We start from the raw sequence: 25,464 nt of genomic DNA on the forward strand, positions 1-25,464 counted from the left end.
GCTACTCACTCTTGGCGCGAGCATGTATGCCGATGAAAGTTTCCACGGCGTCCAGCTCAGCATCCAGAATGTCGAAACGCTCCTCCCGGTTCATAAGATCAGCAAGCCATAGTGGAAGCGCGGGATCGATTTCGCAAGCGGATTTTACAGCAGCGGGAAATTTCGCTGGATGCGCAGTGGACAAGGTGACCATCGGCGCGCTTGATTTCTCATGCTTTTTCGCCACGTAGACGGCAGTTGCCGTGTGCGGGTCCAGGAGGTATCCGGTCTTTTCCAGCGTCTCGCGGATGGTGTCGGCTACCTGCTTTTCAGTGGCGCGGCCTGCACGGAAATCCCGCTTGATGAACTTCATCGCCTTGTCGGAAATGTCGAAAGCACCCGATTGCTTCAGCCCGTCCATGGAGCGTTTGACGGCGGAAGGGTCACGGTCATTGGCTTCAAACAGCAAGCGTTCGAAGTTGGACGAAATCTGGATGTCCATCGAAGGCGATGTCGTGGCGTGAACGCCGCGCATTTCGTAGCGACCGGTCTTCAGCGTGCGGGCCAGAATGTCGTTGTCGTTGGTGGCAATCACCAGCTTGTCGATGGGCAGGCCCATCTGCTTGGCTACGTAACCCGCGAAAATATCGCCGAAATTGCCTGTCGGTACCGTAAACGAAATCTTCCGGTCCGGCCCGCCCAGCGAAAGGGATGCGGTGAAGTAATAGACCACCTGCGCCATGATGCGCGCCCAATTGATGGAGTTGACGCCCGACAGCTTGACGCCGTCGCGGAATTTCGCGTCGTTGAACATCTCTTTGACGAGGTTCTGGCAATCGTCGAAATTACCGTTGACGGCGACGGCGTGCACATTGGACGCAGTCGAACTCGTCATCTGGCGCTGTTGCACCGGTGACACCTTGCCATGCGGGAAGAGGATGAAGATATCGGTGCGATCGCGGCCCGCGAAGGCATCGATGGCGGCGCCACCCGTATCGCCCGATGTCGCGCCGACGATGGTTGCGCGTTCGTCGCGTTGCGTCAGCACATAGTCCATCAGCCGAGCGATGAGTTGCATCGCCACGTCCTTGAACGCCAGCGTCGTGCCGTGGAACAGTTCAAGAATATAGGAGTTCGGCCCGGTCTGCACCAGCGGTGCAACTGCGGGATGACGGAACGTCGCGTAAGCATCGTCGATCATTGCACGGAAAGTGTCGGCGGGAATTTCGCCGCCGGTAAAACGGTAGAGAACCTCGAAGGCGACTTCCTGATAGGATTTGCCACGCAGCGCGCGAATTTCTTTTTTCGACATGGTCGGCCATTTGCGCGGGACATAAAGTCCGCCGTCACGTGCCAGACCCGCCAGAAGCGCGTCGGAAAAACCCAGCGATGGGGCGCTGCCCCTGGTCGAAACATATTCCACGAGATGGTCCCTTGTCGTCTTTCAGGCAAATGTCGTCAGTCGCTCATCCGCCGGAGGTGCCTGTTCGGCCCTGTCGAAAGCATTTTGCAAAATTCGGCCAAATCCGAACGCAACCAATCGATTTTCTCCAGCGTCGCTGCTATAGACCATCGCCGACGGGCATGAAAGGCCATTAAACGGGTTCTGCGGTCCTGTATCGGGATAGTTTTTGAAGGGTTGAACAAAGTGACAGGGAATATTTTGCGTTTGTCCGCCGCGATGTCGGTTCTTGCCGTGCTTGCTGGTTGCAACTCTTCCAATCCGTCGGACGCTATGGCGGTCAATCCACCGGCTGCGCAGGCCGTGGCACCGGTCGTGCAGGCCAATTGCCCCACCATCACCATTCTCGATAACAACGCCGTTAAACGGGTCTATGCCGGTGGCGCCAAGGACGATCCGACGAAGCTGGTCTATCAGGCGTCTCTTTCCGATACCACGCGCTCGTGCAGCATGAGTGACGCGACGCTGACCGTAAACGTGTTGGCCCAGGGCCGCCTCGTTCCCGGCCCGCTCTCCAAGCCCGGCCGCGTCAACCTGCCCATCCGCGTCACCGTGAAAGACGGCGACGGTGAAATCTTCTCGCAGGTCACCAATTTCCCAGTGGATGTCCCCGCAGGCCCATCCGGCACCCAGTTCATCTTCAACAACCCCAACGTCGCCATTCCCAACGCCCCTGGTGGCGCATCACGCCAGACGAATGTGTTTATTTCGTTTGACGAGGGTGGGGCGAATGCCGGCACGAAGAAGGGCCGTCGGGGGTAAGGCTAGTCTTTTGAACGCTGACGTTATGACAGCCCTGCGGCCTTGCGCAGGGCTTCATTCATTCTGCCTTGCCAGCCTTTTCCACTTTGGCGAAGCATCTAAGCGCCTTGCGAGGCCGTCCTCTTAATGTTATATAAATGTTCTACATTTTAGAGGCGAAGGTTATGGCGACAACAAAAGGTCAAACGGCGCGAAAGGACTTCTCGACGACGTCGAGGCTAAAGAAGGCTGGGGGCTCCTTGGTACTGACAGTGCCAGCCGCTGCTCGCAATATGCTAGGTCTTACCGAGGGCCAGGAGATGATCGTGTCTGTTAAAGGAAGACAGGTTATTGCCGAGGCTGCACCGGGTGCTAGTGGAACAATAAAGGTTCGTCAGCCAAAATACACGCTCGATCAATTGCTCGAGGGGTATAGCGCGGATGCTTCCATGTCGCTGGAAGAAGAGGCCTGGCTTAATGCGCCAGCGGTGGGAAATGAAGTTTGGTAAGGCCTAATATTCCGGCGCCTGGCGAAATATGGTGGCTCGACATGCAGCCGTCTGCCGGCAAAGAGCAACGCGGTCGCCATGCCGGACTCATTCTATCTGCGTTTAAGTTTAACATGGCTACCGGCTTTGCATTCATCGCCCCAATTACCACGACTGGCAACGCCTCGCGCAACAGCGGGTTTGCAATACAGTTGATCGGCGCGGGGACGAGTGCAACTGGTGTCGTTCAAATCGACCAAGTTAAATCAATGGACTGGCGAAATCGAAATGCAGAGAAGTCCAAAGACAAAATACCGGATGATATTTTCGCAGAAGTGCTAGAGCGGTTTGCTCCAATCTTCGGTCTCGTTTTCGCAGTGCCTGACCAAGAGTAACGGCATCGGCTTTAACGAGCCGCTCTCATGTGAGGCTGTCGCCTTCACATGAGAGCAAGTCACAATAATTACGCCACACCGCCCCACTCAGCTAACGCTTCGATCGTCGCAGGCAAATCCTGCATACGCGCAATCACCGTTTCCGCGCCCGCATCCGTCAAGCGATCCGCGTGGCTGGGATAGGTGTGGGAGGCGCCGGTGAAGCCGATGACGCGCATTCCGGCTGCGCGGGCGCCGTTGATGCCGTGGACGGAATCTTCAACGACGACGACGCGGTCCGGTGAGACATTGAACTGCTTGGCGCCGTGTAGAAAGATGTCAGGCTTGGGCTTGACGCGATCAGGGCCGAGATCCTTGGCGGAATAGATATGGCCCTCGAAATAGGGTTTAAGGCCGACTTTGGTCAGCATCATATCCAGGCGATGGCTGGATGAGTTCGAGCAGATGCAGCGCGGCGTCGTCAGGCGGGAAAGCGCCAGCTTGACGCCGTCGATGACCTTCACGTCCCGTTCGAGCCGGGCGTCCAGAAGCTTTTCCGACTTTTCCAGTAGGGAGGCTGAGAGCGGAATGCTGGCTTCACGCTCGATATCGAGGAGGATGTTTTTCCACGTCATGCCGGAGAAGCGCTCGCCCATTTCCTCGGTGGAAATTGGGTAGCCAGCATCGGTCAGCAGGCGCGATTCGACCTGGGCAGCGATGATTTCGGAATCGACGAGAACGCCGTCGCAGTCGAAAATAATGAGGTCGAAGCCGCTCATGGGCTCTCCTTAACGATTTGGGTCGGGAAGATTTGCGCGCTTTTAGCCCATGTGGGCCGCAAGCTCAACCGATGCCGATGCAAACGAGCCTTGCAAGGGGCGGCGCTTCCTCGACAATCCTGTCAGGGCATTTTATGGGAGTGCATGGCCAAACCTCAAAAAAACAAGCCGGACGATACCATCGCCACCAAAATCAGCCGCACGCTTGCAGACCGCATCGTGCGCGGCGAACTTGCGCCCGGTGCCCGGCTGCGGCAGGACCATGTGGCTGAGGAGTTTGGCGCGTCGCATGTGCCGGTGCGCGAAGCCTTCCGTCGGCTGGAGGCGCAGGGGCTTGCGGTCAGCATTCCACGCCGGGGTGTTCGCGTTGCCGATTTTGGCTTGCCCGATGTGCAGGAGGTAGCGGAGATGCGTGCGGCGCTGGAGGTCCTGGCCCTGCGTCACGCCGTCCCTAATCTGACTGCCGCTATTCTTGACGAGGCTGAGGCGGCGACGCTCGCCGGTGACAGGGCCATGGACGTGCGGCAATGGGAAGAGGCGAACCGCCGCTTTCACCGCCTGATTACGGCGCCGTGCGACATGCCGCGTCTGATGGAGGCCATCGACGGACTTCACGCCGCCAGTGCCCGCTTTCTGTTTTCGGCGTGGCGGGCAGGGTGGGAGAGGCGCACCGACACCGACCACCGCGCCATCATCGATGCGCTTCGCGGCAAGCGCGATGAGGAAGCTGTTCGCATTCTTGCCGGTCACGTTCAGTGGATCGGGCGCACCGCAATTCGCACGCCGACGGGCTCCACTCGAGATGCCTTCGCGATCGTCGGATAAATTATAGATAATTTTATATCGATATAAATATATGAAAAATATGAGTTAATTTCGACTCTATCCACATGAAGTGCGCATCTCTGCATCGAAGTTTTTGTTCCAAGCTTCCTTTGGTCGGTCTTTTAGCGATACATATCTCTCTGTTCTTTCAAATTATCTATAATTGAAATTCAGGAGGATATCATGTCCATTCAAATGCCCACCGCAACCACCGGCTTCCTTGGTTTGTCATCCAGATCATACGTTCAGCAGGCCCTGTTTCTTGTGGCAGGAACGATGATCCTGGCGCTTGCATCCAAGATCGAGGTCCCCATGGTGCCGGTGCCCATCACCATGCAGACATTTGCGGTTACGATGATCGGCGCTCTCTACGGTTGGCGTCTTGGCACATTGACGGTGCTCGCGTGGCTGGCTGAGGCCATGCTCGGACTGCCCGTTCTGGCAGATGCGGCATCTGGCCATGCGCCATTCGTCGGCCCGACGGCAGGCTACCTCGTGGCCTTTCCGGTCATGGCTGCGCTGGTTGGGCTTCTTACCGAAAAAGGTGCGGATGGTGATCGCCCGGTTGCCGCGTTCCTGCTGCATCTGTGCGCGAATGTCCTGTGCCTTGCACTTGGTTGGGCCTGGCTTGCGGGCCTGATCGGTTCAGAGGCGGCCTGGGTTGGCGGTGTTGCACCCTTCATACTCGGCGCTGTCCTGAAGTCGGCGCTGGCTGCCGCAGCATTGAAACTCATCGCATCGCGCGGCAGAAGCGCCCGGTGACGGTTCGCCTCAGAGCCCATCACCTGCTGTGCATGCTGACCTATGTCGGCAAGGGCTACACGCCCGGCTTCACGGTCAATTATGACCGTGTCGCTGCGCGGCTGAATGCCGGTGAGGATATCGAGATCGTTTCCGGTCCCGATGACATCTGTGCGCCGCTGCTGACGGACGCTGATGCACACTGCTTCAGCCAGAGTGTTGTGATACGCGATCAGAAAGCAATGGCGTCTATCGCACATTTTCTGGGTGAAGCAGTGACCGTGCACAAGAGTTTCACGCCTGACGACGCCTTTATGAAAAAGCTTCGCTCAGGCTTTCGCGATGGCACCGTGCGTTCGGCCTGTTCAGCATGCGAATGGGCCGATCTCTGCAACGAAGTCGCCGCTTCCAACTATTGCAGTGTCAAGATTGCGCCGCCGCTCAATCCGTGATGTTCAGTTCGGTGCGCTCCGCAGCCTTTACCGTGGCGGTCAGCTCCTTGGGCTCACGGTTGGTCTTGTCGTCATAGGTGATTTTGACAGAGTAGTCGCCGGGATGCAGGGTTTCCTGATGGGTGGTGCCGTAGCGACCGGAAATTTCATTCTGCGTGCCCTGCAAATCCTTGGTTGTTTCGACAATGTCGATACGCTGGGCATCGGGTGCCGTAACGGCCAGAACGCCTGCATTCAGATTGACGGTGACATTCGTCCGCTGTCCTGCGGTGACGGAGAAGGGTATCTCGGCACTGACCTTTCCAAGCCGCGCCCGCATGATGAAGTCACCAGCAGGCATCTGCATCATCTTGCCAACGCCGTAAGTGCCCGTCAGCGTGTCACGCGTGCCATCCAGTGTCTCGGTAGGGGAAACCGTTTCGAAGCGGATATTGTCCGTATCGACCGCGCGGCCACCATCCTTGTAGACGGCATTGGCAATTACCACACCGCTTGGGATGATAAGGTCGTGGCTGACAACGTCGCCAGCCTTGACAGTGACCGTGTCATCGGCGCGCGCCGGGCCAATGCGGCCCTCCAGCGTCAACTGCCCGGCAGGAACGTAAATCTGCTTGGCACCGTAGATGCTGTCGCTGAAGTCGGCGCCCTGCTTGACTTCGACACGGGCCTGCGGCTCAGCGTCCTTGCTGTCAGGGCTGCGCTTGGGGACGACGGTCAATTGAGCCGCGTTGAAGTCAGCCTTTACCTCCGCAACCGCCCCGTCCTTCACCTCGACAGGTATTTCGCGACGAATGTTTCCAAGGCCTGCCACGGCAATGTATTTGCCTGCCGGAATCTTTTCCTCGAACGTCGCATCATAGGCTCCACCGACGTTCTCATCGCTGCGTCCGCCTGCGCTGTCCACCTTGTAGAAATCCCAACGCACCTTGTCGCTATTGCCCAGCGAGGGTCCACCCTTCACCAGCACGGCGTCGGTGCGCACATTGATCGGCGGCTTGGGAACCGGAGGTGTGGCGGTTTGCGCAAACGCAGCGCTGGCAAAAAGTGTCGATACGATAACGAGAGAAATGCGCATTCTGAAATTACCCCTGCAGCCCTTACCCATGCCTTTCGGCTCCATCACACAGATGGCGCGCAAAATTCCGAAATCACAACGTTAAAAGATGCAACTGGTTCCATTGTGCGCCACTGATTGTGGTTGGAATGGTAAATGCCTCCGATATTGCTTTCCGCCATCAGGCAATCGATGCGAGGGGCCAACGTTTCGTTCGGCTCCTCACACAAAGGCAGTTTGCGTATTTTTTTACGCACTTAGCGTGATTTTGCATCACGCGTTCAGTCTTTGATAACCAACTTCGGTAACCATAAGGGTCAGTTCAGTCGAGTAAGCGTATGGAGCGAGTACCTATGGCATCAGTGTTTCCGCTGGCCGATTTTCGGCGTGCCGGTTTTGACCTTGCAGGTGATAGCGATGCCTGGAAGGACAGCATCATCAAGGGTGATTGCGTGGCCGCGCTTGAGGCACTTCCCAGTCAATCCGTTGATGCAATTTTTGCCGATCCACCATACAACCTTCAACTGGGCGGCGCGCTCCACCGCCCGGATCAGTCTGTTGTCGATGCTGTCGACAACGACTGGGACCAGTTCGCATCCTTCGAAGCTTACGATGCCTTTACCCGCGCATGGCTTCTGGCATGCCGCCGGGTGCTGAAGCCCAATGGCACCATCTGGGTCATCGGCTCCTATCACAATATCTACCGCGTCGGTTCCATTCTTCAGGACATGAATTTCTGGATTCTCAATGACATCGTTTGGCGCAAGACCAACCCGATGCCGAACTTCAAGGGTCGCCGGTTCCAGAACGCGCATGAAACCATGATCTGGGCCAGCCGCGACGCTAAGGCAAAAAGCTACACCTTCAATTACGAAGCGCTGAAGGCCTCCAATGATGACGTCCAGATGCGCTCGGATTGGCTGTTCCCGATTTGCAGCGGCGGCGAGCGCCTGAAAGGCGATGACGGCAAGAAGGTCCACCCGACCCAGAAACCGGAAGCCCTGCTGGCTCGCGTCATAATGGCATCCACAAAGCCCGGCGATGTCGTGCTCGACCCGTTCTTCGGCTCCGGCACCACAGGTGCGGTGGCAAAGCGTCTGGGTCGCCACTTCGTCGGCATCGAGCGCGAGCAGGACTATATCGATGCCGCCTCCGCACGCATCGCAGCCGTCGAGCCCCTCGGCAAGGCGGAACTGACCGTAATGACCGGGAAGAAGGCCGAACCACGCGTTGCCTTCAACGTGCTGCTCGAAAGCGGTCTGGTTCGCCCCGGACAGGTTCTGACAGACGCGAAACGTCGTTACAGTGCCATCATCCGTGCCGATGGTACCGTTGCCTCTGCCGGTACCGCAGGCTCCATTCATCGCCTCGGTGCAAAGGTGCAAGGGTTGGATGCCTGCAATGGCTGGACCTTCTGGCACTATGAGGACGGTGAGGCCTTGAAGCCCATCGATGATCTGAGAACACTGATCCGCAATGAAATGGCAAAGGCGGGATAAAGCGATCCACCGCTTTGCCCTTGCCAACAGTAGGCGGTCTTGCCGCCCCACAGACTTCGCCCGGTTTTAGTACCTTCAGTCCCGGGTGAAGAATAGGAGAGGCCCGGCGTTCCCTGAACGTCGGGCCTCTCCGTATTCGTTATTAATCATAACAGAATTTTCTTAAATATATCAATTGCATGGCAAGCCTGGAGCAAGTATGGCTCTCTAGCTAGTGTGTCCAAGGGAGCCACAAGCAAGCCGCCAACGGGTCTAGCCGAACGTCAGACATGATGTTCGTAAAGGTCAGATCCGGGAATAAGAAAGACGGCAACGTTCCCGATTACGAGATTTGACAAATCTGGCCGCTTGCGGCCGGACTGGTGCAGGTAGAAGACCGCCATTTTCGCCTGCACCAGACATTCTCAGCTCAGATGTCGATGCCGTATGCGGCCAGATCGGCTCTCAACTTTTCAGCACCGGTAAAATGCACCGCCTGCCATCCAACAGCCTTCGCGCCCTCCACATTGGGAAACGAGTCGTCGATGAAAAGACTGCTGGCAGGGTCGAGCCCAAAGGTCCGCGCATGCAATTCATAAATCGCCACATCGGGTTTGATCAGGCCCACATCGCCTGAGACCGTCACGCCGCGTGAGAGGGTCAGGAAGGGATACATCTTCTGCGCTTCCCGAAACGTGTCGGAGGCGAAATTGGTCAGCATCGTCACGTCGTGACCTGAAGCGATCAGACCTTTGAGAATGGCGACCGAATCGTCATAGGAGTGCGACACCATTTCGTGCCAGTGCAGACGAAAGGCGCGGATCGTTTTTTCGTGGTCCGGGTAAGTCTCCAAAAGCAACGCCTCGGCTTCTTCCCATGTGCGGCCCCGGTCCTGCTCCAGGTTCCATTCGTGCGTGCAGACATTCTCGAAGAACCATGCCCGCTCGTTCTCATCGGGAATTATGCTGCTGTAGGGAATGTTCGGGTCGTAGTGGATCAGAACCTTGCCGATATCGAAAACGATGTGATTGATCTTGGTCATCAATTTTTCCTGCTTTTATCGAATGCGAGAGGAATAGCCTGCGCGATCGCTTTTTTCATTACCGTCGGCAGGGCCTGCGCATCAAGATTTGTGACCGGCTCCCACCATTCGTCATTGGCACCCGGTTTCATGCTGCCGGAAACCCTGGCGCGGAAAATGGAGAGCCGAAGCTCGAAATGGGTGAAGACGTGGACAATTGTGCCCGCTGCTTCCCACTCCGCATCGAAGGGTGCGTGCTCAGTGCCAGTGCCACCATCGATCCGCGCAGTCCATGCGGTCGTCGGCACCTCCGTCATGCCGCCCAGCAGGCCAGTTTCGATCCGGCGGCGCAGCAGGATTTCGCCCTTGTCATTCACCGCAACGAAGGCGGCACCGACGCGGACAGGTTTTTCTTTCTTAGCAGCCTTCACCGGAAAACGCTCCGGCTCATCCTGCGCCAGCGCCAGACAGTGGCTATTGAACGGACAGAGCGCGCAGGCAGGGCGCTTCGGCGTGCAAATGGTGGCGCCGAGGTCCATCATCGCCTGAGCAAAATCCCCCGGACGATCAGCAGGTGTAACCTCCGCCACCTTCGCCCGCATTACTCCCTTTGAGCCGGGTAGGGGGGCATCGATGCAAAACAGACGGGAAACCACCCGCTCGACATTGCCATCCAGCACCGCCGATTGCCGGTTGAAGGCGATGGCTGCGATGGCCGCCGCCGTATAATCGCCGATGCCGGGCAGGCTCTTCAAGCCCTCTTCGGTGTCGGGAAACACGCCGCCATGCTCATTGGCAACGGCTTCAGCGCATTTCTTCAAGTTGCGGGCACGTGCATAATACCCAAGCCCTGCCCATGCCGCCATCACGTCCTCGCTGGGTGCTGCGGCCAGGTCCTCCACCTTTGGCCATAGCGCCAGAAACTTGGCGAAATAGGGCTTCACTGCCTGCACGGTGGTCTGTTGCAACATGACCTCCGATAGCCAGACGTGGTAAGGATTGGCCCGCAAACCCGTTGCGGTCATAGGTGGTGATGTGCGCCATGGGAGGTCGCGATGGTGCCTATCGTACCATGCTAAAAGTTGATCTGCTGTTGTCGGGAGTAGTGTTTTTCGAGCCGTTGTATCCATCTCACTGAACATAAGGCGAGCCTTGAAATCTTCAACATTATTCAGCCTCGGGTTAGATCGAACACGCGTCTTTAGGACGATGCGAAAATTAGATAGTCATTTCCAGAGCACAAAGGTTGAACAATGCTAGGTTTGTTAGTGAATGAAGTACCTCCAGCAATACGTTATGGAGCAGGCGTCTTGCTGGGTGTATTGCTCCTTGGATTGCTTTTAAACGGGCTCGGTCGCGTTTATTTTAATATCCCCAAACTTACAGCTTTTCTCATTGAGCGACTTATGAAAGAGGCTAGGGAACTTCAAAAATTCCAAGGTAGGCCATCAAGGCGTTGGCAGCTCTGCGAAGCATTTTTTTGGACGCTATTTGGTCATTTCATGTGGGTGTATCTCTTAGTGGTTCTCGTAAGTATGATGGTTATTGCAGCTACGTACCCTGTCGAGAAGATGTGGCACTTGCAGCTATTAGCAATGGGTTACTTCCTTTTAGGTTGCGCAGTGGCCCGATTTATACGGCTGAATGCCCGTAAAGATTGGTTTCGGTTTCGCACGCTCTTAAAGAATGGCGGTGAAAAATAACTGTGTGGCTTGATCTCGCGCGGACACATTGATTTAATAAGTTATGAAAAAACCAGCACAATCAGGGCGCAAAGGCGTTATCCAGATTGCCGAAATCGCAAACGGCATCATCGATCCGGTTCTAGCGAAACGCGCCGGAATCAGCACGTCGCTGCTCGGTTCGTGGGATGAAATCGCTGGCGTGGACTTTGCCGATTGCACCCGCCCGGAAAAGATTACATGGCCGCGCCGTGACGAGGGGCCGGATCGTGGCGGCTATCAGCCCGGCGTTCTGACCATCGCCTGCGAAGGGGCTCGCGCGCTGTTTCTCACCCATGCGCAGGGCGAATTGATTGCCCGCATCAATGGTTTCTTCGGCTTTCCCGCCGTCCGCCAGATCAGGATCGTGCAGAAGCCTGTCTCGCAAACGCTGAGCCGTCGCCCCAAACCGCAACCGCTGCGTGGTGATGCCGCCAGGCGGCTGGAAGGCATGATGGAGGGCATCGAAAGTGAGGCCTTGCGCAAGGCGGTCGAGCGTCTGGGAACTGCTGTTTTGCAGAAGCGAAAAGCAGGTCGGACGATTTGAAGCAGTCTTTCGGTCAAGACTGTCCTTGACTGGTCACAATTCTTTGACAAGAAGAAAAGAAATGGCCGCTTGTTCTGAACATGTGGCCGCGATATCGCAATTGCAGACAATTCCAGTCTTTCACACATAGGTGCTTGATGCATTTTCCTGAATTCAATATCACCCGTCGCAGCCTTCTGGGCGGCGTTGCTCTTGCAGCAGTCGCCGCATCCATTCCTTTTGCCCTGATGCCCAACGCAGCCCTTGCGCAGGATCTGCCCGAATCATCCGGCAATGTGGACATGGCCGCCGTTCTCAAGCCAGGCCCGCTGCCGGACCGTGCGCTGGGTGATGCGAATGCACCTGTCAAGATCGTTGAATATATGTCGATGACATGCCCGCACTGCGCGCATTTCCACAACACGACTTTCGAAGAAATCAAGAAGAAGTATATCGACACCGGCAAGGTCTACTTCATCATCCGCGAATTCCCGTTCGATCCACGCGCTGCCGCTGCCTTCATGCTGGCCCGCTGCGCGCCTGAACAGCAGTATTACCCGTTCGTTTCCATGCTGTTCAAACAGCAGCAGACATGGGCAACCGCGCAGGATGCACGCGCTGCCCTGCTGCAAATGTCGAAACTGGCCGGTTTTTCACAGGAGACATTCGAGGCCTGCTTGACGAACCAGAAACTTCTGGATGATGTGAACGCAACGATGCAACGCGGTGCGACGGAGTTCGGCGTCAACTCGACCCCGACCTTCATCATCAACGGAAAGCGCTACGCTGGAGACATGTCTGTGGAAAATATGTCGGCTCTCGTCGACAGCCTTCTCTAAAAGACGTTACCGCACAAAAACGGGCGACGGACATATCCGTGCGCCCGTTTTTTATGACCGCAGGGCAGCAGCATGAAATTCAACAAGCTGCGCCTGCTCGGCTTCAAGTCCTTCGTCGAGCCCTCCGAGTTCATCATCGAGCCGGGACTGACGGGCGTCGTCGGCCCCAATGGCTGCGGCAAGTCCAATCTTGTCGAGGCGCTTCGCTGGGTGATGGGCGAAAACTCCTACAAGAATATGCGCGCATCCGGCATGGATGACGTGATCTTCTCTGGTTCCGGCAATCGCCCGGCCCGCAACACTGCCGAAGTCGGCCTCTATCTCGACAATTCCGACCGCACCGCACCAGCCGCCTTCAACGATGCCGATGAAATTCAGGTCACACGACGCATCGAGCGCGAAAACGGCTCGGTCTATCGCATCAATGGTAAGGAAGCCCGCGCCAAGGACGTCCAGCTTCTGTTTGCCGATGCTTCCACCGGCGCTCGCTCGCCCTCCATGGTGGGGCAGGGGCGGATCGGCGAACTCATAAACGCCAAACCGCAGGCGCGCCGCCAGCTTCTGGAAGAGGCGGCGGGCATTTCCGGCCTGCATTCGCGCCGCCACGAGGCGGAACTGCGCCTGCGCGCGGCAGAGGCCAATCTGGAACGGCTGGAAGACGTCACCGCTCAGCTGGAAAGCCAGATCGAAAGCCTGAAACGGCAAGCGCGACAGGCCAACCGCTTCAAGATGCTATCAGCAGATATCCGCGCCCGTGAGGCGACCTTGCTGCACATCCGATGGGTGGAGGCCAAGCACGCCGAAGGCGAAGCAGAAAGCGCGCTCAATCAGGCGACCAATGTGGTGGCTGAAAAGGCGCAGGCGCAGATGGAAGCGGCAAAGGCGCAAGGGCTTGCGAGCTTCAAGCTGCCGGAACTGCGTGAAAACGAAGCCAAGGCCGCTGCTGCGCTGCAACGCCTGCAAATTGCCCGCACCCAACTGGATGAGGAAACCAACCGCATCCTGCGCCGCCGCGACGAGCTTGCCCGTCGCCTTGCGCAACTAGTCGAAGATATCGAGCGCGAAGAGCGCATGGTTTCTGACAATGCAGAAATCCTGGCGCGTCTGGATTCGGAAGAGGCGGAGATTCTCGAAATCCTGGCCGACTCGGGCCGCTATTCCGAGGAAACCCGCGAAGCTTTTGAAGCCTCCGCCGCAAAGCTGGCCGAGAGCGAACGTGTTTTCGCAAGCCTCACCGCAGAGCGAGCCGAGGCCTCCGCCAACCGGACCCAGCTTGAGCGCACCATCCGCGATCTGGCTGACCGGAAAGCGCGGCTGGACCGTCAGGCATCGGACGCCGCTGCCGAGATCGAAAACATAGATGAAAAACTCTCCGGCCTGCCGGACCCTTCGGAAAAGCGCGAAAGCGTGGAAGCCGCCGAAATCGCCGTCGAAGACGCGTTGATCGTGGTGGAAGAGGCGGAATCGGCTGTGGCAGACGCGCGGTCTGCGGAGGCGCTGGCGCGTGGACCGTTGGATATGGCGCGCAACCGTCTCAACGCGCTGGAAACCGAAGCGCGCACCATTTCCAAAATGCTGGCCGCCGGTGCCGTCTCCGGCTCGTTCACGCCGGTTGCCGAAGAACTGAAGGTGGATCGCGGCTTTGAAGCAGCCCTCGGTGCTGCCTTGGGTGATGATCTCGAAAGCCCGCTCGACCCTGCCGCCCCGGCCTATTGGACCGCAAACGGCGAAGGTGAGGCAGACCCAACGCTGCCCGACGGCGTGGGATCCCTGCTAGCGCATGTCGCAGGACCGGATGCGCTGAAACGCACGCTACGCCAGACGGGTATCGTTTCAAACGCTGATGACGCCAAACGCTTGATGCCCGCGCTGAAACCCGGCCAGCGCCTCGTTACTAAAGATGGCGCGCTGTTTCGCTGGGACGGCCACATCACCAGTGCGGACGCGCCCGGCAATGCAGCCCTGCGGCTTGCCCAGAAAAACCGTCTTGCCGAGCTGGAAGGTGAAGTCGAAGAGGCGCGCTACGCATTGGAGGAAGCCGAAGAGCAGCTTGCCGCCAGCGCCGATGAGATTCGACTTGTCGAAAGCCAGCTTGCCGACGCGCGGGAGCGCAGCCGTCTCGCTTCGCGCCAACTGGTCGAAGCCCGCGACGCATTGTCGATGGCCGAACGTGCCTCTGGCGATCTGCTGCGCCGTCGCGATATCGTTTCCGAAGCGATCAACCAGATCAGCGGCCAGATCGAAGACATTGCCGCTCAGGAAGAAAATGCGCGGATCGAGCTGGAAGAGGCTGCCGATCTTTCCGACCTCGATCTGCGCCTGCGCGAAAGCCAGTTGGAAGTCGCAACCGACCGCAGCCTTGTCGCCGAAGCCCGCGCAAAACATGAAGGCCTGAAACGTGAGGCCGAGGCACGCCAGCGCCGCATCAATGCCATCGCGCAGGAACGCGCCACGTGGCAGGCCCGCGCCGCGAGCGCCAGCGGTCATATCGCTACGCTGCGCGAACGTGAAGACGAAGCGCGCGACGAACTTGCCGAACTGGATATCGCGCCGGAAGAATTCGATGAAAAGCGCCGCGATCTCTTGACGCAACTACAAAAAACCGAGGAAGCACGGCGGGCCGCTGCGGATCAACTGGTCGAGGCGGAAAACCTGCAACGCGAGGCAGACCGCGCAGCCACCATCGCTTTGTCCGCGCTGGCAGAAGCTCGAGAAAAGCGCGGCCGCGCCGAAGAGCGCCTGGTATCTGCCCGCGAGAAACGTCAGGAAGGTGAACATCGCATCCGCGAGGCGCTGAACGTCGAGCCTCACATGGCCTTTCGCCTGACGGGCTTGGCGGGCGATGCGCCGATGCCCGAGATCCGCGATGTCGAGCGAGATCTAGACCGGCTGAAGATAGAACGCGAGCGGCTGGGTGCCGTCAACCTGCGCGCCGATGAGGAGCAGGCAGAGCTGTCCGAAAAGCTGGCGGCCCTCATCAAGGAACGCGACGACATCATCGATGCGGTCCGAAAGCTGCGTGCCGGCATCCACAACCTCAACCGCGAAGGCCGCGAGCGACTGGTTGCCGCCTTTGATATCGTCAACACCCAGTTCCAGCGGTTGTTCACCCACCTGTTCGGCGGTGGCACAGCGGAGCTGCAACTGATCGAATCTGACGATCCCTTGGAAGCGGGTCTCGAAATTCTCGCCCGCCCGCCCGGCAAGAAGCCGCAGACCATGACGCTGCTATCCGGCGGCGAGCAGGCGCTGACCGCCATGGCACTCATCTTTGCCGTCTTCCTCACCAACCCCGCACCGATCTGCGTGCTGGACGAAGTGGACGCACCGCTGGATGACCATAATGTCGAGCGTTACTGCAACCTGATGGACGAGATGGTGGCCTCCACCGAAACACGCTTCGTCATCATCACCCACAACCCCATCACCATGGCCCGCATGGACCGCCTGTTTGGGGTCACTATGGCAGAGCAGGGCGTGTCGCAACTGGTATCAGTCGATTTGCAGATGGCGGAACGGCTGATCGAGACCGTTTGACGTTGATAACTTCGATTTATTTTTGCGATTTCGCAAAAATAAACGCCATAATGCCTAAGCTTCCGTAACGTAAAGTGTGAATATTTACCCATCCTGGCGATGTGCTGCCTTATAGTCTCTCTTGGAAGTTGGCGCCTACGCGACGTATGCGTAATTATTATACATCTCTTGATTGGTATTCTTTCTTTCTGACGAGTAAGTCTGATCATTCCACGCGCAAACTGCTTAAATTATCAGCATAAAGGATATGTTTCATATCTAATTAATGCTTCGAGATCACTCTTTGATCGCGCATTCCATACATCGCCAGACATTATTCGGTTCCGTCCGATTGTCGCGAAGATGCGTCGTTCAAGAGGATCTCCATGTCTATTCGGTCAAAACTTCTGTCCTGCATATTCTTCCTCGTCGCAATACTTGCGGTGACGTCGGTCTTTTCGTTTTACGCGCTGAATGAAGAAGCAAGGCTGCTGCGCAGCGTTGTCGCCGACCGCGTGATACCCATGGCACAGCTCAAATCCATTTCGGATGACTATGCGGTCAAGATCGTGGACACCGTTCACAAGGTCAGCGGCGGTTCCCTGACGGTCGACCAGGGTATCCAGAACATCCGTGGCGCGATGCAGAACATCGACAAGTCCTGGAGGGATTATACCGCCACCTATCTGACAGTGGATGAGAAGCGTCTGGCCGATGAATTTCAGAGCATGCGCCAATCTGCGGATCAGAAAATCCAGGGCATCATCACGCTGTTGCAGGCCGGTAATCTGGAGGAGATCGGCAATTTCGCCGATGGTCAGCTCTATTCGATCATCGATCCCCTGGGCGATTCCGTATCGAAACTCATAGATATCCAGTTGACCGCAGCCAAGGACGGCATGGTTGCCGGTGAAGACCTCAAATCCTTCATCGTCCACACCTTGGCCATTCTCGGTGCCATTGCTTTGGCGCTGGCGGTGGTCTGCGTGCTCATCGTCATCCGTGGCGTCATCAAGCCCATTCAGCGTATGACGGGCTCCATGTCGTCGCTTGCATCCGGCAATGTCGATCTGGAAATTCCCGGCGCAGATCGCAAGGACGAGATCGGCAAGATGGCGCAGAACGTCGTCATCTTCCGCAACAATGCCATCGAACGCGCTCGCCTCGAACAGGAAGCCGATGCCAATCGCAGCCTGTCCGAGAAGGAACGCATTGCCCGCGAAGAACAGAAGGCTAAGGAAGCAGCAGACACAAGCTTTGCCGTCGATAATCTGGCCGATGCGCTGTCGCGCCTGTCGGACGGCGATGTGTCCTATCGCATCAGCCAGCCCTTCGCTGCCCATCTCGATGCTGTCCGCAGCAACTTCAACTCGTCCGCTGAAAAGCTGCAATCGGCGCTGTCTCGCGTTGCCGAAAACGCTCGCGGTATCGACGCCGGTGCCAATGAAATCCGCTCGGCTGCCGATGATCTGGCCAAGCGCACCGAACAGCAGGCTGCATCGGTAGAAGAAACCGCAGCAGCTCTGGAGCAGATCACTACGACGGTGAAGGACAGCACCAAGCGTGCACAGGAAGCCGGTCATCTGGTTGCCAAGGCTCGCACGGGTGCCGAACAGTCCGGCAACGTCGTCCGCAAGGCCGTCGTTGCGATGGAGCAGATCGAGAAGTCCTCGTCTGAAATCTCCAACATCATCAGCGTGATCGATGAGATCGCCTTCCAGACCAACCTTCTGGCACTCAACGCCGGTGTTGAAGCGGCACGTGCCGGTGAAGCAGGCAAGGGCTTTGCGGTCGTGGCACAGGAAGTGCGCGAGCTTGCACAGCGTTCCGCAAATGCTGCGAAGGACATCAAGGCGCTGATCACGACTTCGAACACGCAGGTTCAGGAAGGCGTCGAACTCGTCGGCCAGACCGGTCGTGCCTTGGAAACCATCGTGACCGAAGTGCAGGAAATCAACCGCCATGTCGTGGCCATCGTGGACGCGGCGCAGGAGCAGTCTTCCGGTCTCCAGCAGATCAACACCGCTGTGAACCAGATGGACCAGGACACGCAGAAGAACGCGGCCATGGTCGAAGAGCAGACGGCAGCCAGCCACGGCCTTGCAAAGGAAGCGGCGTCGCTCAACCAGTTGCTGGGCCAGTTCAGGCTGGGTGGTGGATACGAAGCACCGCGCCAGGCGACGCAGGCGCAGCGCCCGGTTCAGTCACCGGCCCGCGCGCTGGGTCGCAAGGTTGCCTCTGCCTTCAACGGCAGTGCCGCTGTAAAATCCGAATGGGAAGAGTTTTGAGCCGAAAGGTTTGAATGACCTGATCCGATAAGATCATGATTGCATGCCGCCCGCGCTCGTCGCGGGTGGTTTTTTATGATGAGCGCTGGCGCCTGCGCCGTATTTATGCTGCACTGCGGTGGCAACCTGCCAAAACTGGCGTTTCCAACACTATGACAATGCTGTAAAGGGTTGAAAAACAAGAACGCTTCTGGGTGGAGAGCGTAGAATGAAAAAGTGGGTCTATACCTTTGGCGATGGGATCGCTGAGGGACGCGCGAGCGACATCGCCATATTGGGCGGCAAGGGCGCGAACCTTGCCGAAATGGCGAGTCTCGGCCTGCCTGTTCCCCCCGGCCTGACCATCATCAGCGAGGCCTGTGCGCGCTACCATCAGGGCGGTCGCTGTCTGCCTGAAGAGCTGAAATTGCAGGTCACCAGCGGTATTTCCGGCATGGAAGCCATCACCGGTCGCACCTTCGGCTCCGGCTCTCAACCGCTTCTCCTTTCCATTCGCTCCGGCGCGCGCGCCTCCATGCCCGGCATGATGGACACCGTCCTTAACCTCGGCCTCAATGACGAGACGGTGCAGGCGCTGGCCAGCGATTCGGGTGACGCTCGCTTTGCTTGGGATAGCTACCGCCGCTTCATCCAGATGTATGCCGATGTGGTGATGGGCCTCGACCACGAAATCTTCGAGGAAATCCTGGAGGATGAGAAGGGTCGTCTTGGATATGAATACGATACCGAACTGTCGGCGGATGAGTGGCAGCACATCGTCTCGCTCTACAACGGCCTGATCGAAGACGAGCTCGGCGAGCCCTTTCCGCAGGACACGCAGGTGCAATTGTGGGGCGCCATCGGTGCCGTCTTTGCCAGCTGGATGAACACCCGCGCCGTCACCTATCGCCAACTGCACAATATTCCGGGCGATTGGGGCACGGCGGTCAACGTGCAGGCCATGGTGTTTGGCAATCTCGGCTCTACGTCCGCGACTGGCGTTGCCTTCACCCGCAATCCCTCCACCGGCGAAAAAGAGCTATACGGCGAATTCCTCGTCAATGCGCAGGGCGAGGATGTGGTCGCGGGCATTCGTACACCGCAATCCATCACCGAAGAGGCGCGCATAAACTCCGGCTCCGACAAGCCATCGATGGAAAAGCTGATGCCGGAGGCATTTGCTGAATTCATGCAGATTTGCGGACGGCTGGAAGGCCATTACCGCGATATGCAGGATATGGAATTTACCATAGAGCGCGGCAAATTGTGGATGTTGCAGACTCGTGCTGGCAAGCGCACCACCAAGGCCGCGATGAAGATCGCCGTCGACATGGTGGCCGAAGGTCTGGTTACCACTGATGAAGCCATCTGCCGCATCGAGCCATCCTCGCTGGATCAGTTGCTGCACCCGACCATCGATCCCTCCATCGAGCGCCCGATCATCGGCTCCGGCCTTCCGGCCTCGCCCGGTGCGGCATCCGGTGAGATCGTCTTCAGCTCCGATGAGGCGGTAGCGGCAAAAGCCGAGGGACGCCGCGTGATTCTCGTGCGCATGGAAACCAGCCCGGAAGACATTCACGGAATGCACGCCGCCGAAGGCATCCTGACCACGCGCGGCGGCATGACCAGCCACGCGGCGGTGGTCGCGCGTGGCATGGGCATTCCCTGCGTATCAGGCGCAGGCTCCATGCGGGTGGATGTGCGCAACAATGTCCTGATCGGCGTCGGCTGCATGCTGAGACGGGGCGATGTCATCACTATCGACGGGTCGTCCGGTCGCGTGATGAAGGGCGAAGTGCCGATGACGCAGCCTGAACTGTCAGGGGATTTCGCCAAGCTGATGCAATGGGCAGACGCCACCCGCCGCATGACGGTGCGCACCAATGCCGACACACCTGCCGATGCCCGCGCCGCCCGAGCTTTTGGCGCCGAAGGCATTGGCCTGTGCCGTACCGAACACATGTTCTTCGAAGGCGACCGCATTCAGGTGATGCGGGAAATGATCCTTGCCGAACACGAAGAGGGCAGGCGGGCAGCACTCGACCAGTTGCTGCCCATGCAGCGGCAGGATTTTACCGACCTGTTTTCCATCATGCACGGCCTGCCGGTGACAATTCGCCTGCTCGACCCGCCCTTGCACGAATTCCTGCCGAAGACCGATGGCGAGATCGTGGAGGTCGCGGCGGCCATGGGCATGTCGCAGACGCTGTTCCGGCAACGGCTGGATGCACTGCATGAGTTCAACCCCATGCTCGGCCATCGCGGTTGCCGCCTAGCCATTTCCTATCCTGAAATCGCCGAAATGCAGGCTCGCGCCATTTTCGAAGCCGCCGTCGAAGCCGCACGCCAGACCGGCGCACCCGTCGTGCCGGAAATCATGGTGCCGCTGGTTGGCCTGCGCTCGGAGCTGGACTATGTCCGCGCCGTCATCGACCGCGTCGCCGCCGCCGTGGCGCAGGAAACCGGCGTGACGCTGGAATATCTCACCGGGACCATGATCGAGCTACCGCGTGCCGCTCTCCGTGCCCATGTGATTGCCGAGGCCGCCGAATTCTTCTCCTTCGGCACCAACGACCTGACGCAAACGACATTCGGCATTTCCCGCGATGATGCCGCACGCTTCATTGAGACCTATCAGCGCAAAGGCATCATCGAGCGCGATCCCTTCGTTTCACTGGATTTCGACGGTGTCGGTGAGTTGATCCGCATCGCAGCAGATCGCGGTCGCCAGACGCGCCCGGAACTCAAGCTCGGCATTTGCGGCGAACATGGTGGCGATCCTGCCTCCATCCATTTCTGTGAGGATGCGGGTCTTGATTACGTGTCCTGCTCGCCCTTCCGCGTGCCGATTGCACGGCTATCTGCGGCGCAGGCAACGCTCTCCATGGCGCAAAAACGTGACACCGAAGCCGTTTCGAAAGTCGTGGCTTTCCGGGCCATTCCGGCGAAGGTCTAGCGATTCTGCACGATGATACGGCGTTCCACCACAACAGGGCGATAGAACATATCGCGGCTGGATTGTGCCTGCCATGCACGCGCATCCGCGCGGCGGTCGAGGTCCAGATCCAGCAGGCATCCGGCCATCTGGTCCGTATTGGGGCGGAAGCCATAACCGCGGCAGGTCGTCTCATCACGTGCGCGTCGCTCTTCCGGGCTCAGCGTCTGGCAGGACGAAAGCGCCATGGCAACGCCAAGTGCGCCAAGAACGATGGAAACACGCATGATGATAACTCCTGTAATGTCGGCCTGCCGCTCGATCTGCCTGGCACACTGATACGACTGTTTTCTTCCGTAGAAAAGTCCGGCGTCTGGCAAAGGTTGCGTAGGCGAAACAGATCACGCAAAACTGTGATAGACCGGGCACCCAGCGCCCAAACGGATTCCCTTCGGCCCGGAAACACATTATGACGTGATATCGGGCGATTCCCGCGAACGCTGCTGTTCGCGCGGGGTGGCTTTCAGCAAGACGACAGCATGTCAGGCGAAACGTATTCGACGGCACATGCGCATCCGGGTGCCGCTTTATGACTGTTCGTTTCGTTCGGCCCGTATCCTATGCGGCGTATCTTTCCCGATATCTCGGGCTGTCTTCGCTCGTCCTGTTTCTCATCGCCGCGCCCCTGCATCGGTTCGGGCCGTTGACCACGCCCGATTTCATCTCGCTTGCCCTGTTGTCAGCGGCAATCGCGGTCGCAGCTCTCGTGCTCGCCATGATCGGCCTGTTGCGTCTGTGGGTCTCTGGCGCAAAAGGTGGCATGTGGTCTCTGGCAGCGCTTGCTTTGGTAGCACTACCGCTCGGTGCTGTGGGTTTCGCGACGTTTCTCTATTGGCAGAAACCACCGCTTTACGATGTCTCGACCGATGTCACGGATACGCCGAACTGGCTCTCCATTCCCAAAGCCAACCAGCAATGGATGCCCCGCCCGCCCACCGTTTCCAAGGCCGAGCGCGACGTGCAGCTGGCCGCCTATCCCAGCCTTGCCGGTCATCGCTATGAAGGTGCCATCGACCGCGTCTATACGGCTGCACGCAAGGTGGCGAAGGCGCAGCACATCCGCATCGCCCATACCGACGGCCTTATAGGCTCGCTACCGGACGTGCAGCCCGGCGTACCACCGCAGGATCAGACCGAAGGCGCAAACGACACGCCCGTCGAAGAACTGCCGACGAACGTTCCCGTGCCCTTGGCCAGACCGCTCGATGCACCGGCCCCGACCTTCTTCAACGGCAGCGGCGTGGTGCTGTTGCAGGGCGAAATGCGCACCCTGATCTGGGGTCTGCGCTATGATATCCTCATTCGCCTGCGCGAAGACACCGAAACCACCCTCGTCGACGTCCGCATCGCCTCCCGCTATGGTCCCCACGATCTGGGTGTCGGCGCCGAGATGGCCGAAGCCTATCTAGACGCGCTGGATGCAGAAATGCAGGGTTTGAACGATAATTGAACGAGATCAGAGGAAACGATTGCGTTCGTCATCCGTCGGTATCCGGCAAGCCTGACTTCGTCCGGCAATTTTCATTCGGTTGCGGGCGACAAGATCATAAACCCAGTCTCGAAGACTGCGCGGCAAGAAGCGCAGCAGTGCCAAGAGGCTGACAGCCCCGCCCAAAAGCTGAAGCACGCGCAACACACCATCGGAGCGGGGATAGGCAATCCCGTTTTCAATCAGCAGGCTTGTTTCGTAGTTGTCGGTTCGATAGCCGTAGTGGCGCATCAACGCAGTACCGAGTTCAAATTGCGCAGGCGTGAAGCGAAACACCCTTTTCTTATCGTGCCGTAGAACGAAGTTGATATCCCGAGAGCAAAACCCGCAATCGTCGTCAAAAACGATGAGTGGCTTGTCGTCGGGAAAATCCGGAACCGACGGATCGTCGCGGTAGCTATAAGCCCTACCCATTGTCTCGCTCCTATGTCGGCAGATAAACACCACCCAGCGAAGGCGGACCTTCGGTCTGTACCTCGCCTTTTTCGATCAGGTCCTCGATGTGGGCCAGAACCGATAGCGCGGCAGCGCCGTGCAGGCGCACATCCGTACTGCGGTAGATGACCTTCACCATGTCCGCGATCGACCTGTCACCCGCCTTGATGCGGGCGAGCACGGCTTTTTCGCGCATGCGCCGGTGGGCACGAAGACCACGCATGAAGGCGTTGGGTTCGGTCACCGGGCCGCCATGGCCGGGCAGGAACAGCCTGTCATCGCGTTTGAGAAGCTTGTCCAGCGAGGCCATGTAATCGCTCATGGCCCCATCCGGCGGCGCAACGATGGTCGTGGCCCAGGCCATGACGTGGTCTGCCGAAAACACGATGTCACGTCCTTCCAGCGCGAAGGCGGCGTGATTGGCCGTATGGCCCGGCGTGTGCAGCGCCGTCAGCGTCCAGCCGTCGCCGGAGATACCTTCGCCATCCGCCAGCGTCACATCAGGCACGAAATCCGTATCGGAGCTTTCCGCAAAAGGGTTGAGCTCGCCTGCATGCAGCGTACGCGCGGCGCGATGCGGCCCTTCCGCAATGGTCAGCGCCCCGGTCGCTTCACGCAAACGCGCAGCAAGCGGGGAGTGATCGCGATGCGTATGGCTGACGAAAATATGCGTAACCTCGCGGCCCTCGAGAGCCGTCATCAAGGCCTGAAAATGCGCATCGTCTGCCGGGCCGGGGTCTATCACGGCCACGGAATCCTTGCCAACGATGTAGCTATTCGTGCCGTGAAAGGTGAACGGGGAGGGATTGTTGACGGTAAGACGCTGCACGTCCTGCGCCACCGGCACGGCGAGGCCATAAGCAGGCTCGAAATCACGGTTGAAATTCGGGTCTGCCATGCCGTTCGCCTTACTTGTACTCGATCTCGATGAACGACATCGGCTCGCTGCCGCCATTGACGACATTATGCGAAATACCGGCATCGCGCCGATAGGCTGCGCCCTTCGCCACATCCACCTGTCGACTTCCCGTTTCGTCTTCGATCAGAAACTGGCAGTCGGTCATCGGCACGACGACATAGCCAAGACCATGCGTGTGGTGCCCGGTTGCAGCACCGGGCTCAAAGTCCCAGCGAATGATCCTGACGACGGTATCATCGACCAGCGTCGTGGGAATGGCAGGCGGGCGGGCACTATATTTGCTCATGAACAGATTGGCCTGAAAAGCACTGAAACAAAGGTTGTATCCTCACGTAACATGAAGCTTCTGGCCGACCCACAAGAAATATCGCCCCTCCCTCAACTTAATGATTGCCGCTGCCATTGCGCTTTGCTAATCAGGCCCGGTTCAGGCAGTGGCGCTTTGCCCATCTGCCCTGTTGGGGCGTCGCCAAGCGGTAAGGCACCGGTTTTTGGTACCGGCATTCCCAGGTTCGAATCCTGGCGCCCCAGCCAGTTTTGAAAACGGCACACATTGCACAGCATCGTTGCATTGCTTCTGTCAGGCAATGGATAATTTCGTTCGAAGTTTCTTAAGTCTCAAACTTGACGCCCGCTAGGCGAGGCGGAGATATGGGCTCAGTGCCCCACCAGTTTCGCAAGGCGATATCGAGTTCCTGGGCTTCGGTGTCGTCGAATATTCGCTTCGGTAAAACGTGAGCCTGAGTTTTCGAGGTCCAGAAATAGTAACGCTCTGCGTCTTCCTCAACGCTATAGAGACTCTCCCACGGACAAATCCATGTTTGTTGCCGAATAAGAATGGAGACGCCGTTGGTATCGACCGTCATTTCCATTGGGACATTGACAGCCTCGCGTGCTTCGAGAAAACCCTTCCAAAACCCGCGGAACTGCGCGCGGAAAAAGCCGTAAAGCAACCAGGCAAGAGCTGGGCCTGAAGCGATAGCACCTATGACGATCGCCACAGCTGTTAAACGGTTCCCGTTCTTCCACCAGTCAAACGCAAATATGAAACCGGTAAAAAGCGTACACAGAGTGATAAACCCGGCAAAGCGGCCAAAAGGCAAAGGTTCAGTGCGGGCATAGCGAACCGCCAAGTGGTCTTCGACGCTGAGTTCAAACTGCTTTTTAAAGGAAGGTGTCGTCGATCTACGCCAAATAGAAGGAACGGTCGACTTGGTCATTTGATCTTCCTTTGCATTGGATCGGTTCATAGATACCGCCATTGCTCACCTTGGCAATAAGCCGGTACTTATTGAATACTTGTCCTCGCAAGGGTCATTTTTGCCATCTGTAAATTGTGGATGCAAGCAAAGATTGCGTCACG

The 25,464-nt window shown here is 58.0% G+C and carries 25 protein-coding genes and 1 tRNA gene; 15 read left to right on the forward strand and 11 right to left on the reverse strand.

From position 1 onward, the window contains the following. Position 1: 1 nt before the first annotated feature. Positions 2-1,402 carry a threonine synthase gene (gene thrC / locus HRR99_RS02895; protein ID WP_233122681.1) on the reverse strand — a complete coding sequence of 467 codons (1,401 nt, stop codon included), beginning with the start codon at positions 1,400-1,402 and terminating at the stop codon, positions 2-4. Positions 1,403-1,660: 258 nt separating this feature from the next. On the opposite strand from thrC, the gene HRR99_RS02900 reads away from it, so the two are divergent. After that, on the forward strand, positions 1,661-2,203 hold the full coding sequence (locus HRR99_RS02900) for a PilZ domain-containing protein (protein WP_338422841.1): 543 nt from the start codon (positions 1,661-1,663) through the stop codon (positions 2,201-2,203). A 23-nt stretch (positions 2,204-2,226) separates the two neighbouring features. Here the strand turns inward: HRR99_RS02900 and HRR99_RS23245 are convergent, their stop codons facing one another. Next, positions 2,227-2,301 carry a BrnA antitoxin family protein gene (locus HRR99_RS23245; protein WP_422387327.1) on the reverse strand — a complete coding sequence of 25 codons (75 nt, stop codon included), beginning with the start codon at positions 2,299-2,301 and terminating at the stop codon, positions 2,227-2,229. A 39-nt stretch (positions 2,302-2,340) separates the two neighbouring features. Between HRR99_RS23245 and HRR99_RS02905 the strand changes: the two genes are divergently transcribed. Both HRR99_RS02905 and HRR99_RS02910 read left to right on the forward strand, forming a co-directional pair. Next, the gene (locus tag HRR99_RS02905; protein ID WP_233122683.1) at positions 2,341-2,691 is read left to right on the forward strand and encodes an AbrB/MazE/SpoVT family DNA-binding domain-containing protein; all 351 of its coding nucleotides are present in this window, start codon (positions 2,341-2,343) and stop codon (positions 2,689-2,691) included. A gap of 41 nt (positions 2,692-2,732) precedes the next feature. Beyond that, positions 2,733-3,065, forward strand: a complete 333-nt coding sequence (locus HRR99_RS02910; protein ID WP_233122684.1) for a type II toxin-antitoxin system PemK/MazF family toxin — start codon at positions 2,733-2,735, stop codon at positions 3,063-3,065. A 68-nt stretch (positions 3,066-3,133) separates the two neighbouring features. On the opposite strand, the gene HRR99_RS02915 is transcribed toward HRR99_RS02910, so the two are convergent. Beyond that, positions 3,134-3,823, reverse strand: coding sequence for an HAD family hydrolase (locus HRR99_RS02915; protein ID WP_233122685.1), 690 nt, complete (start codon positions 3,821-3,823; stop codon positions 3,134-3,136). A 144-nt stretch (positions 3,824-3,967) separates the two neighbouring features. Here HRR99_RS02915 and HRR99_RS02920 point away from each other — a divergent pair, with 144 nt between their 5' ends. The 3 genes from HRR99_RS02920 to HRR99_RS02930 all read left to right on the forward strand — a co-directional run bounded on the left by HRR99_RS02920 (position 3,968) and on the right by HRR99_RS02930 (position 5,841). After that, a complete protein-coding gene (locus HRR99_RS02920; RefSeq protein WP_233122686.1) occupies positions 3,968-4,648 on the forward strand; it encodes a GntR family transcriptional regulator in 681 nt (226 codons plus the stop codon). A gap of 183 nt (positions 4,649-4,831) precedes the next feature. Then, positions 4,832-5,410 carry a biotin transporter BioY gene (locus HRR99_RS02925; protein ID WP_233122687.1) on the forward strand — a complete coding sequence of 193 codons (579 nt, stop codon included), beginning with the start codon at positions 4,832-4,834 and terminating at the stop codon, positions 5,408-5,410. Continuing rightward, positions 5,407-5,841 carry a DUF1284 domain-containing protein gene (locus tag HRR99_RS02930; RefSeq protein WP_233122688.1) on the forward strand — a complete coding sequence of 145 codons (435 nt, stop codon included), beginning with the start codon at positions 5,407-5,409 and terminating at the stop codon, positions 5,839-5,841. Before HRR99_RS02925 ends, HRR99_RS02930 begins: the two co-directional genes overlap by 4 nt. On the opposite strand, the gene HRR99_RS02935 is transcribed toward HRR99_RS02930, so the two are convergent. Then, positions 5,831-6,916 (reverse strand): hypothetical protein, encoded by a 1,086-nt coding sequence (locus HRR99_RS02935; protein WP_233122689.1) that lies wholly within the window; start codon positions 6,914-6,916, stop codon positions 5,831-5,833. The genes HRR99_RS02930 and HRR99_RS02935 overlap by 11 nt on opposite strands. Positions 6,917-7,248: 332 nt before the next feature. On the opposite strand from HRR99_RS02935, the gene HRR99_RS02940 reads away from it, so the two are divergent. Then, a complete protein-coding gene (locus tag HRR99_RS02940; RefSeq protein WP_233122690.1) occupies positions 7,249-8,394 on the forward strand; it encodes a site-specific DNA-methyltransferase in 1,146 nt (381 codons plus the stop codon). Positions 8,395-8,803: 409 nt separating this feature from the next. Here the strand turns inward: HRR99_RS02940 and HRR99_RS02945 are convergent, their stop codons facing one another. Then, on the reverse strand, positions 8,804-9,415 hold the full coding sequence (locus HRR99_RS02945) for an HAD family hydrolase (protein WP_233122691.1): 612 nt from the start codon (positions 9,413-9,415) through the stop codon (positions 8,804-8,806). Beyond that, positions 9,415-10,524, reverse strand: coding sequence for an A/G-specific adenine glycosylase (gene mutY / locus HRR99_RS02950; protein ID WP_233123561.1), 1,110 nt, complete (start codon positions 10,522-10,524; stop codon positions 9,415-9,417). Before mutY ends, HRR99_RS02945 begins: the two co-directional genes overlap by 1 nt. Before the next feature lie 138 nt (positions 10,525-10,662). Between mutY and HRR99_RS02955 the strand changes: the two genes are divergently transcribed. From HRR99_RS02955 to ppdK, 6 genes are all read left to right on the forward strand, one after another. After that, positions 10,663-11,097, forward strand: coding sequence for a hypothetical protein (locus HRR99_RS02955; RefSeq protein ID WP_233122692.1), 435 nt, complete (start codon positions 10,663-10,665; stop codon positions 11,095-11,097). 43 nt (positions 11,098-11,140) lie between these two features. Then, positions 11,141-11,662 carry a DUF721 domain-containing protein gene (locus tag HRR99_RS02960; protein ID WP_233122693.1) on the forward strand — a complete coding sequence of 174 codons (522 nt, stop codon included), beginning with the start codon at positions 11,141-11,143 and terminating at the stop codon, positions 11,660-11,662. Between the two features lie 137 nt (positions 11,663-11,799). Then, positions 11,800-12,480 carry a DsbA family protein gene (locus HRR99_RS02965; protein WP_111840645.1) on the forward strand — a complete coding sequence of 227 codons (681 nt, stop codon included), beginning with the start codon at positions 11,800-11,802 and terminating at the stop codon, positions 12,478-12,480. 72 nt (positions 12,481-12,552) lie between these two features. After that, complete coding sequence (smc, locus tag HRR99_RS02970) at positions 12,553-16,017, forward strand: chromosome segregation protein SMC (protein ID WP_233122694.1); 3,465 nt, start codon at positions 12,553-12,555, stop codon at positions 16,015-16,017. A 359-nt stretch (positions 16,018-16,376) separates the two neighbouring features. Next, positions 16,377-18,284 carry a HAMP domain-containing methyl-accepting chemotaxis protein gene (locus HRR99_RS02975; RefSeq protein ID WP_422387328.1) on the forward strand — a complete coding sequence of 636 codons (1,908 nt, stop codon included), beginning with the start codon at positions 16,377-16,379 and terminating at the stop codon, positions 18,282-18,284. A 208-nt stretch (positions 18,285-18,492) separates the two neighbouring features. Continuing rightward, entirely contained in the window at positions 18,493-21,219 is a 2,727-nt protein-coding gene (ppdK, locus tag HRR99_RS02980) for a pyruvate, phosphate dikinase (protein ID WP_233122696.1), read from the forward strand. On the opposite strand, the gene HRR99_RS02985 is transcribed toward ppdK, so the two are convergent. Then, positions 21,216-21,485, reverse strand: coding sequence for a hypothetical protein (locus tag HRR99_RS02985; RefSeq protein ID WP_111840650.1), 270 nt, complete (start codon positions 21,483-21,485; stop codon positions 21,216-21,218). The two genes, ppdK and HRR99_RS02985, sit on opposite strands and share 4 nt — an antisense overlap. A 302-nt stretch (positions 21,486-21,787) precedes the next feature. On the opposite strand from HRR99_RS02985, the gene HRR99_RS02990 reads away from it, so the two are divergent. After that, positions 21,788-22,708 (forward strand): DUF1499 domain-containing protein, encoded by a 921-nt coding sequence (locus HRR99_RS02990; RefSeq protein ID WP_233122697.1) that lies wholly within the window; start codon positions 21,788-21,790, stop codon positions 22,706-22,708. A gap of 6 nt (positions 22,709-22,714) precedes the next feature. On the opposite strand, the gene HRR99_RS02995 is transcribed toward HRR99_RS02990, so the two are convergent. From HRR99_RS02995 to HRR99_RS03005, 3 genes are read right to left on the reverse strand one after another with little or no spacing between them, the layout of a single operon-like run. After that, positions 22,715-23,161 carry a thiol-disulfide oxidoreductase DCC family protein gene (locus HRR99_RS02995; protein ID WP_233122698.1) on the reverse strand — a complete coding sequence of 149 codons (447 nt, stop codon included), beginning with the start codon at positions 23,159-23,161 and terminating at the stop codon, positions 22,715-22,717. 10 nt (positions 23,162-23,171) lie between these two features. Then, a complete protein-coding gene (locus HRR99_RS03000; protein ID WP_233122699.1) occupies positions 23,172-24,080 on the reverse strand; it encodes an MBL fold metallo-hydrolase in 909 nt (302 codons plus the stop codon). Between the two features lie 10 nt (positions 24,081-24,090). Then, positions 24,091-24,387 carry a cupin domain-containing protein gene (locus HRR99_RS03005; protein WP_233122700.1) on the reverse strand — a complete coding sequence of 99 codons (297 nt, stop codon included), beginning with the start codon at positions 24,385-24,387 and terminating at the stop codon, positions 24,091-24,093. A gap of 173 nt (positions 24,388-24,560) precedes the next feature. On the opposite strand from HRR99_RS03005, the gene HRR99_RS03010 reads away from it, so the two are divergent. Continuing rightward, positions 24,561-24,635 (forward strand) — tRNA-Gln (locus HRR99_RS03010). Between the two features lie 77 nt (positions 24,636-24,712). Here the strand turns inward: HRR99_RS03010 and HRR99_RS03015 are convergent. Further along, entirely contained in the window at positions 24,713-25,321 is a 609-nt protein-coding gene (locus HRR99_RS03015; RefSeq protein ID WP_233122701.1) for a YcxB family protein, read from the reverse strand. Between the last annotated feature and the right edge of the window lie 143 nt (positions 25,322-25,464).

It is taken from the genome of Agrobacterium vaccinii (assembly GCF_021310995.1).
GTDB lineage: Bacteria > Pseudomonadota > Alphaproteobacteria > Rhizobiales > Rhizobiaceae > Agrobacterium > Agrobacterium vaccinii.